Origin of the sequence: Stutzerimonas kirkiae (genome assembly GCF_004327335.1) — a bacterium.
GTDB lineage: Bacteria > Pseudomonadota > Gammaproteobacteria > Pseudomonadales > Pseudomonadaceae > Stutzerimonas > Stutzerimonas kirkiae.
Window position 1 is genome coordinate 1 of sequence record NZ_QJUO01000044.1, and the last position, 14,719, is coordinate 14,719.

A 14,719-nucleotide genomic window follows, 5' to 3' on the forward strand; every position below is an offset into this window, starting at 1 on the left:
CGCCGCGTTCGGTGGCTACAAGAAGTCCGGCGTCGGCCGCGAGACCCACAAGATGATGCTCGACCACTACCAGCAGACCAAGAACCTGCTGGTCAGCTACGACATCAACCCGCTCGGCTTCTTCTGATCCGGGACTATCCGGCCATGCCCGATTTCGGGCATGGCCTTTCGAGATGACACCATAAAAGAGCAAAACACGAAAACAAAACGCACCGAAAAAGCACACCGCACCAACCTCCGAAGGCCCTCCCGGCTGCCTGCGTAGCACTGGCCTTCATATTGCTTCGTCAAGCTCGTTCAAGAACATAACAAAGGGCAAGAGCAATGGATCAAATAGGAAATTACGTTCTCTACGTAATCATGTTCTGTGCGGTTCTGGGTGCCTTCGCGGCTATCCGGGACAGCGAGAAGGGCCTCGGCAAGGAGTTCATGGAAGGTATCCATGCCACGGGCTATATCTTCGTACCAGCGGCCGGCATCATGGCCTCCATCCCCTACCTGACCGTCATCATCGAAAGTGTCTTCGGTCCCTTCTTCGACGCCCTGGGCGCCGACCCGGCGCTGGCGGCGACCATGATCATCGCCTCGGACATGGGCGGCTATCACCTCGCCTCGGCCCTGGCGGCCAGCAAGGAAGCGCTGATCATGGCGCTGATCACCGGCTTCATGGGCGGTGCGACCATCGTCTTCTCGATCCCCATGGGCCTGGCCATGCTCGACAAGCGTGACCACAAATACATGGCGCTGGGCATCATGTCCGGCATCCTCACCATCCCGCTCGGCGTGCTGATCGCCAGTGTCATCCTGGTGTTCGGCAACCCGATGGTGCGCGAAGTGGTCGCCACCAACGGCGAAGCCACCTATCAGTTGGCCATGGCGCTAGGCGGCATCTTCGCCAACCTGCTGCCGATCATCGTTTTCGTGGTGGCCCTGGCCCTCGGCCTGCGCTTCCTGCCGGACCTGATGATCAAGGGCTTCATCGGTTTCGGTCGCGGCCTGGATGCACTGATCAAGCTGGTGCTGGTGTTCTCCATCGTCGAGTACTTCACCGGCGTGTTCACCGTCGTGCTCGGCGGCTGGGGCTTCGACCCGATCATCGCCGACGCCGAGGATCAGACCCGCGCCCTGGAAACCGCCGGCTACATCGGCATCATGCTGGCCGGCGCCTTCCCGATGGTCTACCTGCTGCGCAAGTACTTCGGCGGCCCGCTGGAGAAGCTCGGCGGCAAGGTCGGCCTGAGCGCCGTCGGCAGCGCCGGCATCCTCGCGACCATCGCCAACATCCTCGCCATGTTCCGCCTGGTGCGCCTGATGCCGCCGAAGGACAAGGTGCTGAACATCGCCTTCGCCGTCTGCGCGGCCTTCCTGCTCGGCGACCACCTGTCCTTCACCGCCAACTTCCAGCCCACCATCATCCTGCCGGTGCTGATCGGCAAGCTGCTGGCCGGCTTCGCCGCCATCGGCCTGGCCTACTGGCTGTCGGTGCCCAAGGCGCTGGCACTGGAGGAACAGGATCGCGCCGCCGGCATCATCGAGGAAGGCGAGTACCTGAGCCCGGAACTGCATGGAAGCGAGTTGCCGACGAAGACGGCCGCACCGGTCTGAGCGACGAGGTAGACGAGCATGCCGCAGGCCACTGCAAGTGGCGCGCCGGTGTTGCTGCTGGGGCTGGACTTCGGCTCCACCACCAGCAGCGCACTGGTCGCGCAGGCCACTATCAGCAGCCACTGCGTCACCGGACGCATGGCCCTGCAGGAGCCGCGGGTGCTGTACCGGGGCGAGCCGGTGTTCACACCCTTTCGCCACGGCAGCATCGACCTCGACACCGTCCGCGACCTGATCGCCACCTGGCTCGGCGAAGCCGGCGTGACCGCCAGTGAGCTGTTCTCCGGCGGGGTCATCATCACCGGCCTGGCCGCCCAGCGGCACAACGCCCAGGCGCTGGCCGAACTGGTCGGCGAGCTGGTCGGCGATGCCCTGGTCACCCGCGCCGACGACGGTGGCCTGGAGTCCTGGCTGGCCTTCATGGGCAGTTGCTCGGCGCTGAGCCGCTTCCACGCTACGCAACCGCTGCTGAACCTGGACATCGGCGGTGGCACCACCAACACGGCGCTCGGGCTGGACGGCAACGTGCTGGCCTGCGGCTGCCACTTCATTGGTGCCCGCCACTTGCAGTTCGAACCGGGCGGCTACCGCCTGAGCAGCCTGTCGCGCTTCGGCGAACAGTTGCTGCGGACACTGCACATCGACAGCAGGCCCGGCGACGAACTCGACCGGCGGCAACTGGACACCGTCCTGGACTGGAACGTCCAGGCCCTACTGGCCATCGTCGAGGGCAACGGGGCATTCTTCGCTACCGCGCCGGGGCGGCAGATCGAGCAGATTCCGCTCAACCTGCCCGCGCTGGCGAGCACACCCGCAGTGGCCTTTTCCGGTGGCGTCGGCGAGCTGATCTACCGCCACCTGGATGGCCAGGCATTACCCGGCACGACCCATTACGGAGACCTCGGCATAGACCTTGCACGCGCCATTGCCGCGACACCACGGTTGATACGCGATGCGCACCGGCTGGTGCCGGAGAACCGTGGCCGGGCCACGGTCTACGGGCTGACCCTGCACAATACCGAGATTTCCGGCACCACCCTGTTTCTGCCCCGGCCCGGGGCACTGCCGCTCAAGGACCTGCCCATCATCGCGCGTCTGGACACCGGCGCCAGCCAGGCGCAACTGGCCGATGCCATCGCCAGGGCGCGCAGCAGCCCCGGCGGGGCCTGCCTGCAACTGCTGGACAACGGCAACGCGCCGGGGCTGCAAGGTATACGCCAGCTCGGTGCGCGCCTGGCCGGTGCCATCGAGCAGGTCGCACCGGGGCCGGACTGGCCGCTGGTGATACTGCTGGAAAACAATGCCGGCAAGGCACTGGGCAACTACGCTACGGACTGGGGACGCCTGACTGCCAACCTGCTGGTGATCGATGAGGTCCGCGAGCGCCATGCGCACTACGTGAACCTCGGCAAGCCACGGCAACAGATCGTTCCGGTCGCCTTCTATGGCGTGCACTGAGAACGAGACTATCCGCACAGGAGAAGCCCGCATGTCCCTCAAAGCGCTCGATCGGATCAATATCCCGGCAACCCGGGCCGAATGCCGCTACGGCACCCTGGTGCTCGACCGGCAGGTCGAATTCCCCAACCTCAAGGCCGTGCTCGGCGCCGCCGATATCAGCAAGGCCGGCGATCGTGTCGCCGGGCTGGCGGCGGCGGACGAGATCACCCGCGAAGCCGCGCGCAAGGTGCTCTCCGAACTGAGCCTGCAGCACTACTACGACCACCCGCTGACCGACCGCCAGGGGCATATCGACAGCGTGATGCGGGTCAACTACGACATCGACCTGGAGGTTTTCGGCGAGATCGCCGGGCTCACCCTGGGCGAGCTGAAAGACCACCTGCTGCGCAGCAACGGCAACGAAATCCGCCGTATCGGCCAGGCCCTGACCGGCGTGATGGCCGCCGCACTGGCCAAGCTGCTGGACGTTCACGAACTGATCCTGCTATCGAAGCGGCTCAAGAGCGGCGCGGCCGCCAAGGCGCGCACCCTGGTCGGCCTGCCCGGTACGCTGTCCTCGCGCCTGCAGCCCAACCACCCCACCGACAACCTCAGCGGTATCACCCTGCTGGTCTACACCGGCCTGAGCATGGGCTCGGGCGATGCGCTGATCGGCCTCAACCCGGCCATCGACACCGTCGACAACATCAGCGCCACCCTGCGCCACCTGGACAGGTTGCGCCGCGAGACCGGTGCGCCGACGCAGATCTGCGTGCTCTCGCATATCAAGACGCAACTGGCCTGCCTGGAGCAGGGCGCACCGGTGGAGATCATGTTCCAGAGCCTGGCCGGCACCGAACGCACCCTGACCGACGAGTTCGATGTCACTGTCGAGCTGCTCGACCAGGCCTGGCACACCATGCGCGAACAAGGCCCGCTGCGCGAGGTGGCGGAAAACTTCATGTACTTCGAGACCGGCCAGGGCAGCGAACTGACCTACGGCAAGCACGAAGGCATCGACATGGCCACCACCGAGGCGCTGTGCTACGGCCTGGCGCGACGCTACAAACCGTTCATGGTGAACAACGTCACCGGCTTCATCGGCCCGGAAACCCACCTGGACAACTTCGAGATGACCTATTCCTGCCTGCAGGACCAGTTCATGGGCAAGCTGCTCGGCCTGCCGATGGGCATGGCGCCCTGCTACACACTGCACTCGCAGGTCACCGTGGAAGGCCAGCAGATGGCCACCGAACTGCTCACCGCTGCGGGTGCCAACTTCTTCATGGATGTCTACCTGAGCACCGACCGCATGCTCGCCTACTTCGACACCAGCGGCCATGACGACCAGACCCTGCGGGAAATCCACGACCTGGCGCCGGCGCCGGAATACCTGCGCTGGGCACTGGCCAGGGGCATCTTCAGCGAAGACCGCGACGGCACTATCAGCCGTGGCCCGAACTGGGGCAACCCGCGCATCTTCTGCGCGTCGGACATCGACTTCCAGCGCCTGCACGAATCGACACCCGCCACCTACGGCTTCGACAATGCCGGGCCACGCCCGGCCAACCGGGTTTCGCGCACCGTGCGCGCCAACCTGGCGGTGGCCCGCGAGGCGATCCATGTCGACCTGCGCCCCACGGAAATCGGCGACATCCCGTTGCGCGAACTGCACACCCGCGCCCCGGACAAACTGACCCACTTGCAGGACCCGGAACTCGGCGCGCGCCTGGCCGAGGAAGCACTGCAAGGCCTGCTGCCGGAATACAACGACGTACAGATCGTCATTTCCGACGGCCTCAGCGCCGAGGCCATCCATCACAACATCCCCGACCTGCTGCCGGTGCTGCTGGACGGCCTGCGCAGCCGCGAACTGCGCATCGGCCAGCCGATCCTGGCGCCCTATGGCCGGGTCAAGCTGGCCGAATCGGTGGGCGAGGCGCTACAACCGCAACTGATCGTGGTGCTGATCGGCGAGCGCCCGGGCGGCGATGCCCTGGCCTCGCGCAGCATGTCCGCCTACCTGGGCTACCGCCTGCCGGACGCCAGGGCGCGCGAGCAGGCGGCACGCTTCAGCGGCAATGCCGACATACGCTACGAGTACACGGTGATTTCCAACATCTACAGCGGCGGCCTGCCGCCCATCGAGGGCGGCAGCGTGGTGGCCGAGAAAGTCTTCGAGATTCTCCAGCACCACGCCGCCGGCAACCGCCTGGAAAGCCTGTTGAAAAAACGTGCGTCCTGAACGGCGGTCCAACCCCAAGAAATTTCCAGGAGACTGAGATGGCAACCTATTCCCACAGCATCGGCGGCCAGACCTGGCGCTTCGACAGCCTCAAGGAAGTCATGGCCAAGGCCAGCCCGGCGCGCTCCGGCGACTACCTGGCGGAGGTCGCCGCGGGCAGCGATGCCGAACGCGTCGCGGCGCAGATGACCCTGGCCGACATCCCGCTCAAGCAGTTCCTGCAGGAAGCGCTGATCCCCTACGAGCAGGATGAAGTCACCCGGCTGATCATCGACAATCACGATGCCCGGGCCTTCGCCCCGGTCGGGCACCTGACCGTCGGCGGTTTCCGCGACTGGCTGCTGTCCGACCAGGCCAGCGAAGGCGCGCTGCGCCAATTGGCCCCCGGCCTGACGCCGGAAATGGCCGCCGCCGTATCGAAGATCATGCGCGTACAGGACCTGGTACTGGTGGCGCAGAAGATCCGCGTGGTCACGCGCTTTCGCAATACCGTCGGCCTGCGCGGGCGCATGTCCACCCGCCTGCAGCCCAACCACCCGACCGACGAACCGGCCGGCATCGCCGCCAGCGTGCTCGATGGCCTGCTCTACGGCAATGGCGATGCCATGCTCGGCATCAACCCGGCCACCGACAGCCTGTCGTCGATCTGCGCCATGCTGGAAATGCTCGACGCCATCATCCAGCGCTACGAGATCCCCACCCAGGCCTGCGTGCTGACCCACGTCACCACCTCCATCGAGGCGATCAACCGCGGCATGCCGCTGGACCTGGTGTTCCAGTCCATCGCCGGCACCCAGGCGGCCAACGAGAGCTTCGGCATCAGCCTGGAAATCCTCCGCGAGGGCTACGAAGCCGGCCTGTCGCTGGGCCGCGGCACCCTCGGCGACAACCTGATGTACTTCGAGACCGGCCAGGGCAGCGCGCTGTCGGCCAACGCCAACCACGGCGTCGACCAGCAGACCTGCGAAGCCCGCGCCTATGCCGTGGCGCGCCACTACAAGCCGTTCCTGGTCAACACCGTGGTCGGCTTCATCGGCCCGGAATACCTCTACAACGGCAAGCAGATCATCCGCGCCGGCCTGGAGGACCACTTCTGTGGCAAGCTGCTGGGCGTGCCGATGGGCTGCGACATCTGCTACACCAACCATGCCGAAGCCGACCAGGACGACATGGACATGCTGCTGACCCTGCTCGGCACCGCCGGCATCAACTTCATCATGGGCATCCCCGGTTCCGACGACGTGATGCTCAACTACCAGACCACCTCCTTCCACGACGCGCTCTACGCACGCAAGGCGCTGGGCCTGCGCCCGGCGCCGGAATTCGAGGCCTGGCTGGAGAAAATGAACATCCTGCACCAGCAGGACGGCCAGTTCCGCCTGGGCGACACGCTGCCGCCGGCATTCCGCCAGGCACTGGCGCACCTGGCCTGAGGAGACAGAACATGAGCGACGACAAGCAACCACAGGCCGCCAACGGTGCCGTCGACAACCCCTGGCAGGAACTGCGCCGGCTGACCCCGGCGCGCATCGCCCTGGGCCGCGCCGGCACCAGCCTGCCGACCCGCCCGCAACTGGACTTCCAGTTCGCCCACGCCCAGGCGCGCGATGCCGTGCACCTGCCGCTGGACACCCAGGCGCTCGCCGATGGGCTGAAAGCGCGAGGCCGTGAGTGCCTGCTCCTGCACAGCGCGGCCAGCGATCGCCACACCTACCTGCAACGCCCGGACCTGGGGCGCCGCCTGAACGAAGACTCGGCACGCCAACTGGACCAATTCGCCCGGGCCCACCCGCAAGGCTTCGACCTGGCCATCGTGGTCGCCGACGGCCTCTCGGCGCTGGCCGTGCAACGCCACACCCTGCCCTTCCTCGAACGCCTGGAAGAACAGGCGCTCAAGGAGGGCTGGTCGCGGGCGCCGGTGGCCCTGGTGCAACAGGGCCGGGTGGCGCTGGGCGACGAGATCGGCCAGCGCCTCAATGCGCGCATGGTGGTGATGCTGATCGGCGAACGGCCTGGCCTCAGCTCGCCGGACAGCCTCGGCCTGTACTTCACCTACGCGCCCCGCGTGGGCCTGACCGACGCCAGCCGCAACTGCATCTCCAACGTACGCCTGGAAGGCCTGAGCTACGGCATGGCCGCGCACCGCCTGCTGTACCTGATGCGCGAGGCCTGCCGCCGGCGACTGTCGGGGGTCAACCTCAAGGACGAGGCGGAAATACCCGTGCTCGAAGGCGAGACCAGGGTGGGCAACTTCCTGCTGGAGAACTGAGCGCAAGCGCTTCCCCTGCGTCTTCGCCGCAGTGTTGTCGAGTAGCGAACAGGTACAGAGAACCTATATGTTTGGTCCCGCAAAATAGTGTGCCTGCCGATAGGGCCTGCGGCACGACCTCGGGCTCATCGTCCCTGTGCGAATGAATACCTGATGGCGAAACGGGGCACACGTGAATACATCCCTGGCGGCGAAGGCCCGTCCCACCACCAGGCATCCGCACAGCCACTCGCGGCGGTGCTTGTGGAAAAGAGCCGGCAAAACCGAAAGTTCTACAAATGGCTCGCCCGCGAAAGCTTCGCGGGCGAGCACGCTCTTACGAGCGGGATGCGGGGCGGGCGATGATCTGCCAGTCGTCGCCGATACGGCGGATATCCTCGATACGCAGCTCACGCGCCTCGCTCATGCGCTCCAGTGGCAGCTCCAGCAGCGGGCGCGCCGAAGAGCCGAGGAACTTGGCGGCGACGAACAAACGGTATTCGTCCACCAGCCCCTGCGCGGCGAAAGCCCCGGCCAGGCGTGGCCCGGCCTCCACCAGCAACTCGTTGACGCCCCGCGCCGCCAGCTCGCGCAACAGGGCCGGCAGGTCGACATGGCCGCCCTCCCCAGTCACCACCAACAGTTCGCTGCCCACGGCCCGATAGGCATCGACATCCCCTGCCTGCGCCGTCGCCACCAGCGTCGGCCCGGCCTGGAAGAAAGGCGCATCCAGTGGCACCCGCAAACGCCCGTCGACCAGCACGCGCAAGGGCGGGCGGCCCATCGCCAGGGCCGTCCGCTGCGCATCCAGCCCCAGCTCGGCGCCCCGCACGGTCAGCCGGGCGCCATCCGCCAGCAGCGTATCGGCACCACTCAATACCGCGCTGGAACGGGCGCGCAGGCGCTGCACTTCGGCCCGCGCCCGTGGCCCGGTGATCCACTGGCTCTCGCCACTGGCCATGGCGGTGCGGCCATCCAGGCTCATCGCCAGCTTGACCCGCACCCAGGGCAGGCCGCTTTCCATGCGCTTGATAAAACCCGCGTTCAACGCACGGGCCTGTTCTTCCAGCACCCCGACCCGCACCTCGATACCGGCCTCGGCCAGGCGTTGCATGCCACGCCCGGCCACCAGCGGGTTGGGGTCCAGGGTCGCCGCCACCACCCGCGCCAGGCCGGCCCCAACCAGCGCCTCGGCACACGGCGGCGTGCGCCCGAAATGGCTGCACGGCTCCAGCGTCACATAGGCCGTAGCGCCACGCGCGGCCTCACCGGCCTGGCGCAAGGCATGTACCTCGGCATGCGGCTCCCCGGCGCGCACATGCCAGCCCTCGCCGAGCAATTGCCCGTCGCGCACAATCACGCAACCGACCCGCGGATTGGGATGTGTGGAGTACAACCCCTGGCGCGCCAGGCGCAGGGCATGGGCCATCCAGGCCTGGTCGTTGGCCGGCATCAGGGCTTCCCCGGCTCGCGGGATAGCCGCTCGATTTCCTCGCGGAACTCGTTGAGGTCCTGGAAGCGCCGGTAGACCGAAGCGAAACGGATATAGGCCACTTCATCGAGCTTCTGCAGTTCAGCCATCACCAGTTCGCCCAGCACCCGCGACTTGATCTCGCGTTCACCGGTGGCGCGCAACTGGTGCTTGATATGAGCGATCGCCGCTTCCAGCCGCTCGATACTCACCGGGCGCTTCTCCAGCGCTCGCTGCATGCCGGCCCGCAGCTTGTCCTCGTCGAACGGCTGGCGGCTGCCGTCCTGCTTGATCAGGCGCGGCATCACCAGTTCGGCGGTTTCGAAGGTGGTGAAGCGCTCGCCGCAGGCGAGGCATTCGCGGCGTCGGCGCACCTGGTCACCCTCGGCAACCAGACGCGAATCGATGACCTTGGTGTCATGGGCGGCGCAGAAGGGACAATGCATAGATAACCACGGTGGCTGGACGGTCGGGGACGACATGGTAGCGCATCGCATCCGGGCGGCAAAAATGTGGACCACCGCTCAATCCCGGAGATTCGCCCTGGCACCGCCACGACCGCTACCGCATGCGGCCCATTCACGCCAGCAAGGACGCGACATGCCGGAGCAAAGCCAGCACAAACCCCACGACAACAGCTACAAGCTGCTGTTCAGCAATCCGCAAATGGTCGCCGACCTGCTGCGGGGCTACATCCACCAGCACTGGGTCGAACAGCTCGACTTCACCACCCTGAGCCGGGGCGCCAGCAGCCACGTCTCCGCCGACCTGCGCGAACGCGAGGACGACATCATCTGGCGCGTGCGCTGGGCCGACCAGCAACGCTGGCTCTACATCTACCTGTTGCTGCAGTTCCAGTCGCGACCCGACCGATACATGGCGCTGCGCATCCTCACCTACCTGGGCCGGCTCTACGAAGACCTGGGCAAGACCCGGCAACTCACACCGTCCGGCAAACTGCCCCCGGTGCTGCCCATCGTCCTCTACAACGGCAGGCGCCGATGGCACGCCGCACAGGATATCGCCGAACTCATCGACAAGGCACCCGGCGACCTGCAGACCTACAGGCCGCACCTGCGCTACTTCCTGCTGGACGAAAACCGCTATGCCAACGAACCCATACCCCAGGTACGCAACCTGGTCGCCGCCCTGTTCGGCCTGGAGAACAGCCGTACCCCGGAAGACATCCGCCAACTGCTGAGCCTGCTGATCGACTGGCTGGCGCTGCCGGAACAGATGCAACTGCGCAGGCACTTCACCGCCTGGATCAAGCGCGTGCTGCTGCCTGCGCGAATGGGTGCTATAAACACCGAACACCTCGAACAGTTGGACGACTTACAGGAGGTCGACAGCATGCTGGCCGAACGTGTGAAAGACTGGACCCGCGACTGGAAAGCCCAGGGTATCGAAGAGGGGCATGAGATCGGGCGTGAGATTGGACTCAAGGAGGGGCTCGAGAAAGGGCTAGAGGAAGGCCACAAGGAAGCAGCAGCAGCCGTTCTGCTCAGGCTTCTGGAGCGCCATTTCGGCCCCCTGGAAGAAGCTTGTGCGGCAACGAATCCGGCAGGCCGGCAGCGAAGAACTGGAGCGCCTGGCCGACAGGATTCTCGATGCCGGAACCCTGGAAGAGGTCTTCGCCGGGCCGGCTTGAGCAGGCGCGGGCTTGCACGCGAAGGGTCCAGCGCCTGGCACAACGGTTTCGCATCCAAAGAGACGCCTGCAAGCGGCGAGTGAAATCAAGGCATGCTTTCGAAAACCTGCCATGCCTGGCATGGGTGCGGGTGTAGCGCCAGGGTCACGCCTGCCGTAGCGTCATCCGCAGCGATGTCCGCCCCTGTTCGGACTCGATCGACAACTGCCCGCCGATACGCTCGATACGCGCCCGCATGCTCTGCATGCCGATCCCCATGCCGGATTGCAGGGTGCCCTGCACATCGAAGCCCACCCCGTCGTCCGTGACGCAAAGCGACATCCCGCCCTCGGGCAGAGCCTCCAGCACCACCTCCAGCGAGTTCGCCCGGCTGTGCTTGATGACATTGGTCAGCGCCTCCTCGACGAAGCGCGTCAACGCCAGTTGCTGCATCGCCGACAGCCGGCACGGCCACTGCGGTGGAACGCGCCAGTGCGACGCCAGGCCCAGCTCATCGAACAACCGCCCGAAACGGTGGCGCAACGGCGCCAGCCACTCCCCCGGCGTCTCGCTCACCAGAGCCCCGCTGCCGGAGGCGCCATCGATCACATGGCGCAGATCGCCACGCAGCTCCTTGAGCATCGCCAGGAACTGCTCCTGCGCCATCCCTCGTGCCTGCTCGACCCAGGCGATGGAGCGCATCAGCGAACTGCCCAGGCTGTCGTGCAGGTCATGGGTCATGCCCAGGCGCTCGCTCAAGCGGACATTGTCCATTTCCAGTCGATGCTCTCGACTCAGGGTTTGCGTCAGTTCTTCGCGAGTCGCATCCACCGCCACCTTCAACTCGTCGTTGAAGGCCTCGATACGCCGCATACTGCCGGTATAACGCCAGGCCAGGATCAGGAACATGCAGAGCGCGATGATCACCGACGAGGTGGTTTGGTAGTCCTGCCGCAACTCGATCAATTGCAGAATACCCAGCAAGTGGTAGCCCCCGATGAACAGGAAGCTCAACAGGCAAAGGCCTAGCAGCAGATGATCCGTTTGCCGTGTGCGCATGGCATGCACCAGGAACTGCAGACAGATCGCGACAAAGAGTGCGCGGTATATCAGGGCAACACCCATCTGCGCCTGCATGATATATGCCGTTGGCAGCAGCAGGACGGCCACGCACACCAACGCCGACGACAACCACAGGACTCTGGCCAGACGCGGGAAGCGTATCTGGCCAAATGCCCAGATGAACATGCAGAAAGCGCAGCAGTACAACACCAGCGCAACCAGGCTCAAACGATCCCAGCCATCGCTGCTGGAAAATGGCCAGGTCGAGGTCGCCAGGACATTGCCGATACCGATCGACCACAACAGCGAAGCCAGAGCGAACCAGCCAAAGGCCTGCTCCACACGACGCATCAGCCAGAGCGCGAGGAACATCCCGGACAGCACCAGAGAGACCACCAGGTTAATGGTGAACACATGACGTTGCCGCCAGAACTGGGCATGGTAGAGCGGCAATATCCGCTCGGGGGTTCCAAGATGAAGCATGCCCAGGCCAGGCCCCGGGTGCTCCGATGAATACAGGCGCAACAACAAGGTATTGTGTTCAGCCAACAGGGCATCCGGCAGCAGCCAGTAGCGTGGCAGGTTCCAACTGCGAGACAGCGGCTCGAGCATGCGCTCGTCCTGCCAGATCAGATGCCCGTTGAGGAATACCTGCCCGGCCATCACCATGCGCTCGATGTTCAGTGCCAGCACCTGCCCGGGACACTCATTGCGCCACTCGACCCGGTACCACGCAGCAGCGGCCTGCCCATGCCAGCGCCGTGGCCAGATATCCGGCAGGCTTACCGGCTGCCAGCCATCGACGGGCGGCACGGCCTGCCCATCGACCTCACGGGCCAGCATCACCTGTTCGATACGCGGCTGGCAGGCCTGCGCCAACTCCGGCAGCCACAGCGACAGACCCAGCAGCAGGCTCAGGACAACAGGCCACGCTGACGTGCCTCGTTCACGGCCCGGGTACGCGAAGGCACGGCCAACTTGCGATAGATATGCTTGATATGGCATTCGACGGTATACCGGGAAATGGTCAATCGCTCCGCGATCTCCCGATTGGTCAGCCCCTGTGCGACCAGATCGAGAATCTCGCGCTCACGGGCACTCAGCTCGGCCGTGGCGCTCTCGACCACCCGAGCCTGCGCCTGCGTTGGCACATGCCTAAGGATATGGTGGGCAATGAACGGATCTATCGGCGCCCCGCCACACAGCACGCTGCGGATCGACAGGCTCACTTCCAGGTCGTCGCGCTCCTTCAGCACATACCCCGTGGCCCCCGCCTGTATAGCGGCGATGATGGTCGCCTGGGTACTCCAGGCGGAAATCACCAGGACGCTCAGCCCCGGATCGGCCGCTCGTAATTCGCGGATCAGTTCGATACCGCTGCCATCGGGCAAGCCGATGTCCACCAGTGCCAGGGCCAGCGGCTGGCTACGCGCATAAGCACGCGCCTCGCCCAGGCTGGCGACGAAATCCAGCGCGTCCTCACTGTACCCCAACGAACGCAACACCCCCAGCAATCGCAGGCGGATCAGCGCGTCGTCCTCGACGATCAGTACAGGAGCAGGCAATGCGGGTTCAAGGGTAGTCATCAGTCGTTCGACAAGCGCCAGAGCAGCCAGGGGTTCTCTCAGTCTGGCATGAAGCCACACGGTCAACCATCACTGAAATTGGGTATCGACGGCGAAGCCCTGACACCAGGCAGCAGGACCGCAGCTCAAAATACCCAATATCAGAGATATTCGATTGCCATCGAATCCCGTCCAATAAACCCTCCGGATTCCCCGTCCGATGTGCACCCCGCGCCTTAGGGTCTGTTGACGTTTCATCGCAAGCCGCGTTGTCGCGAGAAATGCCCCCGCAGTACCCGCCTGTCGCGCGCCGGGCAGATGTGCCTGGAACACGCCACGCGCATCTTCACCGCTTTGCAGCAGGCCCGCGAGAGCGTCAAGCCGGTTGCGGCCGGCTACGGCGGCCAACTTGCGCGTGGCGCTGTCCGATCGCATCACACCGCCGCGCCTGGGCGCCTTCCTGATGCAGTGCCGCGAGGAAGACCCCGAAGTCGATATCCAACTGGTCGAAGTGCCGCTGTCGCAGCAGCTCAAGGGGCTGCACGACAACCGGTACGACGTGGGGTTTGCGCAGTCGGATGAAGTGGGTGATGGCCTGCTGGCCGAACTGGCCTGGAGCGATCCGCTGGTGGTGGCGGTTCCTGTGTTGCATCCCCTGCGGCCCCACAAGCGCATGCCGCTGGAGGACGTGCTGCGCTATCCGCTGGTGATAACACCGACGCCTGCGGCAAAACGCCTATTCGATCGCCTCGCCAATGGCGTAGTAATGCCCACCCGCCACATGGTGCAGGCTGCGCCAGGAGCGGTCGGCCGCCTCGAAATGCCAGCGACCATCATGGAATACCCGGGTATCGGCCCAGGCCGCGACCACCTCGCCGATAAACAGGTCGTAGACCGCCTGGTTGTGCGGCTCGGCGACCAGCTCGCAGGCCAGCCAGGCGGAGCAGCCAGCGACCAATGGCAGGTCCTTGCCGTCCAGCTCGAACGTCTCGACAGCCGCCCGCGCCAGCTTGTCCGGTTGCTGGTGCAGGCTGTGGTTGCCGACATGGTTGACCAGCCCCAGTTGCGCCAGCGTCGGTATCTGGATGGCGAAGCGCCCACTGCGCTCGACCAGCTCGCGGGTGCGGGTCGCCTTGTCCAGCACCACCGTCAGTTTCGGCGGGGCGAAATCCAGTGCGCAGGCCCAGGCCGCCGCCATCACGTCATCGACGCCAGTATGCCGGGCCGAGACCAGCACGGTCGGGCCATGGGTCAGCAGGCGGTAGGCCTTGGCCAGGTCGACGGTGGCGATATGAGTATTCATGGGGACTCCTTGGGTTACAGCTGCAAGCTGCAAGCTGCAAGCTGCAAGCTGCAAGCTGCAAGCTGCAAGCTGCAAGCTGCAAGCTGCAAGCTGCAAGCTGCAAGCTGCAAGCTGCAAGCTGCAAGCTGCAAGCTGCAAGCTGCAAGCGTA

12 protein-coding genes and 1 pseudogene are annotated in these 14,719 nt (G+C 65.4%); 8 read left to right on the plus strand and 5 right to left on the minus strand.

Annotated elements, in window-relative coordinates:
- The 6 genes from DNJ95_RS17700 to eutC form a co-directional block, all read left to right on the plus strand.
- A partial coding sequence (locus tag DNJ95_RS17700; RefSeq protein ID WP_003137649.1) for an aldehyde dehydrogenase family protein occupies positions 1–127 on the plus strand: 127 nt, incomplete at its 5' end.
- Between the two features lie 197 nt (positions 128–324).
- Positions 325–1,605, plus strand: a complete 1,281-nt coding sequence (eutH, locus tag DNJ95_RS17705) for an ethanolamine utilization protein EutH (RefSeq protein ID WP_131186046.1) — start codon at positions 325–327, stop codon at positions 1,603–1,605.
- Between the two features lie 18 nt (positions 1,606–1,623).
- Positions 1,624–3,063: an ethanolamine ammonia-lyase reactivating factor EutA gene (locus tag DNJ95_RS17710; RefSeq protein ID WP_131186047.1), complete on the plus strand. Its 1,440-nt coding sequence runs from the start codon at positions 1,624–1,626 to the stop codon at positions 3,061–3,063.
- Between the two features lie 31 nt (positions 3,064–3,094).
- Positions 3,095–5,290, plus strand: coding sequence for an ethanolamine ammonia-lyase (eutB, locus tag DNJ95_RS17715; protein ID WP_131186048.1), 2,196 nt, complete (start codon positions 3,095–3,097; stop codon positions 5,288–5,290).
- A gap of 38 nt (positions 5,291–5,328) precedes the next feature.
- On the plus strand, positions 5,329–6,723 hold the full coding sequence (locus tag DNJ95_RS17720; protein WP_131186049.1) for an ethanolamine ammonia-lyase subunit EutB: 1,395 nt from the start codon (positions 5,329–5,331) through the stop codon (positions 6,721–6,723).
- An 11-nt stretch (positions 6,724–6,734) separates the two neighbouring features.
- Complete coding sequence (gene eutC, locus DNJ95_RS17725; RefSeq protein WP_131186050.1) at positions 6,735–7,559, plus strand: ethanolamine ammonia-lyase subunit EutC; 825 nt, start codon at positions 6,735–6,737, stop codon at positions 7,557–7,559.
- 316 nt (positions 7,560–7,875) lie between these two features.
- On the opposite strand, the gene ribD is transcribed toward eutC, so the two are convergent.
- Entirely contained in the window at positions 7,876–8,991 is a 1,116-nt protein-coding gene (ribD, locus tag DNJ95_RS17730; protein WP_181953409.1) for a bifunctional diaminohydroxyphosphoribosylaminopyrimidine deaminase/5-amino-6-(5-phosphoribosylamino)uracil reductase RibD, read from the minus strand.
- Positions 8,991–9,455, minus strand: a complete 465-nt coding sequence (gene nrdR / locus DNJ95_RS17735; RefSeq protein WP_131186051.1) for a transcriptional regulator NrdR — start codon at positions 9,453–9,455, stop codon at positions 8,991–8,993. The genes ribD and nrdR overlap by 1 nt, the downstream gene beginning before the upstream one ends.
- 154 nt (positions 9,456–9,609) lie before the next feature.
- Between nrdR and DNJ95_RS17740 the strand changes: the two genes are divergently transcribed.
- Positions 9,610–10,743 carry an Rpn family recombination-promoting nuclease/putative transposase gene (locus DNJ95_RS17740; RefSeq protein WP_207388778.1) on the plus strand — a complete coding sequence of 378 codons (1,134 nt, stop codon included), beginning with the start codon at positions 9,610–9,612 and terminating at the stop codon, positions 10,741–10,743.
- A gap of 61 nt (positions 10,744–10,804) precedes the next feature.
- Here DNJ95_RS17740 and DNJ95_RS17745 read toward each other — a convergent pair whose 3' ends face one another.
- Positions 10,805–12,706: an ATP-binding protein gene (locus DNJ95_RS17745; protein WP_165492435.1), complete on the minus strand. Its 1,902-nt coding sequence runs from the start codon at positions 12,704–12,706 to the stop codon at positions 10,805–10,807.
- Positions 12,616–13,287, minus strand: coding sequence for a response regulator transcription factor (locus DNJ95_RS17750; protein ID WP_131186053.1), 672 nt, complete (start codon positions 13,285–13,287; stop codon positions 12,616–12,618). Before DNJ95_RS17750 ends, DNJ95_RS17745 begins: the two co-directional genes overlap by 91 nt.
- A 267-nt stretch (positions 13,288–13,554) precedes the next feature.
- On the opposite strand from DNJ95_RS17750, the pseudogene DNJ95_RS19310 reads away from it, so the two are divergent.
- Positions 13,555–14,035, plus strand: a pseudogene (locus tag DNJ95_RS19310) (LysR substrate-binding domain-containing protein); the annotation flags it as partial.
- Here DNJ95_RS19310 and DNJ95_RS19315 read toward each other — a convergent pair.
- Positions 14,003–14,569, minus strand: coding sequence for a flavin reductase family protein (locus DNJ95_RS19315; RefSeq protein ID WP_181953410.1), 567 nt, complete (start codon positions 14,567–14,569; stop codon positions 14,003–14,005). The pseudogene DNJ95_RS19310 and the gene DNJ95_RS19315 sit on opposite strands and share 33 nt — an antisense overlap.
- Positions 14,570–14,719 lie beyond the last annotated feature (150 nt).

Excerpts from the sequence above, each read along its gene's own strand:
- eutH (WP_131186046.1), top strand. The coding sequence starts at position 325 with ATGGATCAAATAGGAAATTACGTTCTCTACGTAATCATGTTCTGTGCG.
- DNJ95_RS17710 (WP_131186047.1), top strand. The coding sequence starts at position 1,624 with ATGCCGCAGGCCACTGCAAGTGGCGCGCCGGTGTTGCTGCTGGGGCTG.
- eutB (WP_131186048.1), top strand. The coding sequence starts at position 3,095 with ATGTCCCTCAAAGCGCTCGATCGGATCAATATCCCGGCAACCCGGGCC.
- DNJ95_RS17720 (WP_131186049.1), top strand. The coding sequence starts at position 5,329 with ATGGCAACCTATTCCCACAGCATCGGCGGCCAGACCTGGCGCTTCGAC.
- eutC (WP_131186050.1), top strand. The coding sequence starts at position 6,735 with ATGAGCGACGACAAGCAACCACAGGCCGCCAACGGTGCCGTCGACAAC.
- ribD (WP_181953409.1), bottom strand. The coding sequence starts at position 8,991 with ATGCCGGCCAACGACCAGGCCTGGATGGCCCATGCCCTGCGCCTGGCG.
- nrdR (WP_131186051.1), bottom strand. The coding sequence starts at position 9,455 with ATGCATTGTCCCTTCTGCGCCGCCCATGACACCAAGGTCATCGATTCG.
- DNJ95_RS17740 (WP_207388778.1), top strand. The coding sequence starts at position 9,610 with ATGCCGGAGCAAAGCCAGCACAAACCCCACGACAACAGCTACAAGCTG.
- DNJ95_RS17745 (WP_165492435.1), bottom strand. The coding sequence starts at position 12,706 with ATGCCATATCAAGCATATCTATCGCAAGTTGGCCGTGCCTTCGCGTAC.
- DNJ95_RS17750 (WP_131186053.1), bottom strand. The coding sequence starts at position 13,287 with ATGACTACCCTTGAACCCGCATTGCCTGCTCCTGTACTGATCGTCGAG.
- DNJ95_RS19315 (WP_181953410.1), bottom strand. The coding sequence starts at position 14,569 with ATGAATACTCATATCGCCACCGTCGACCTGGCCAAGGCCTACCGCCTG.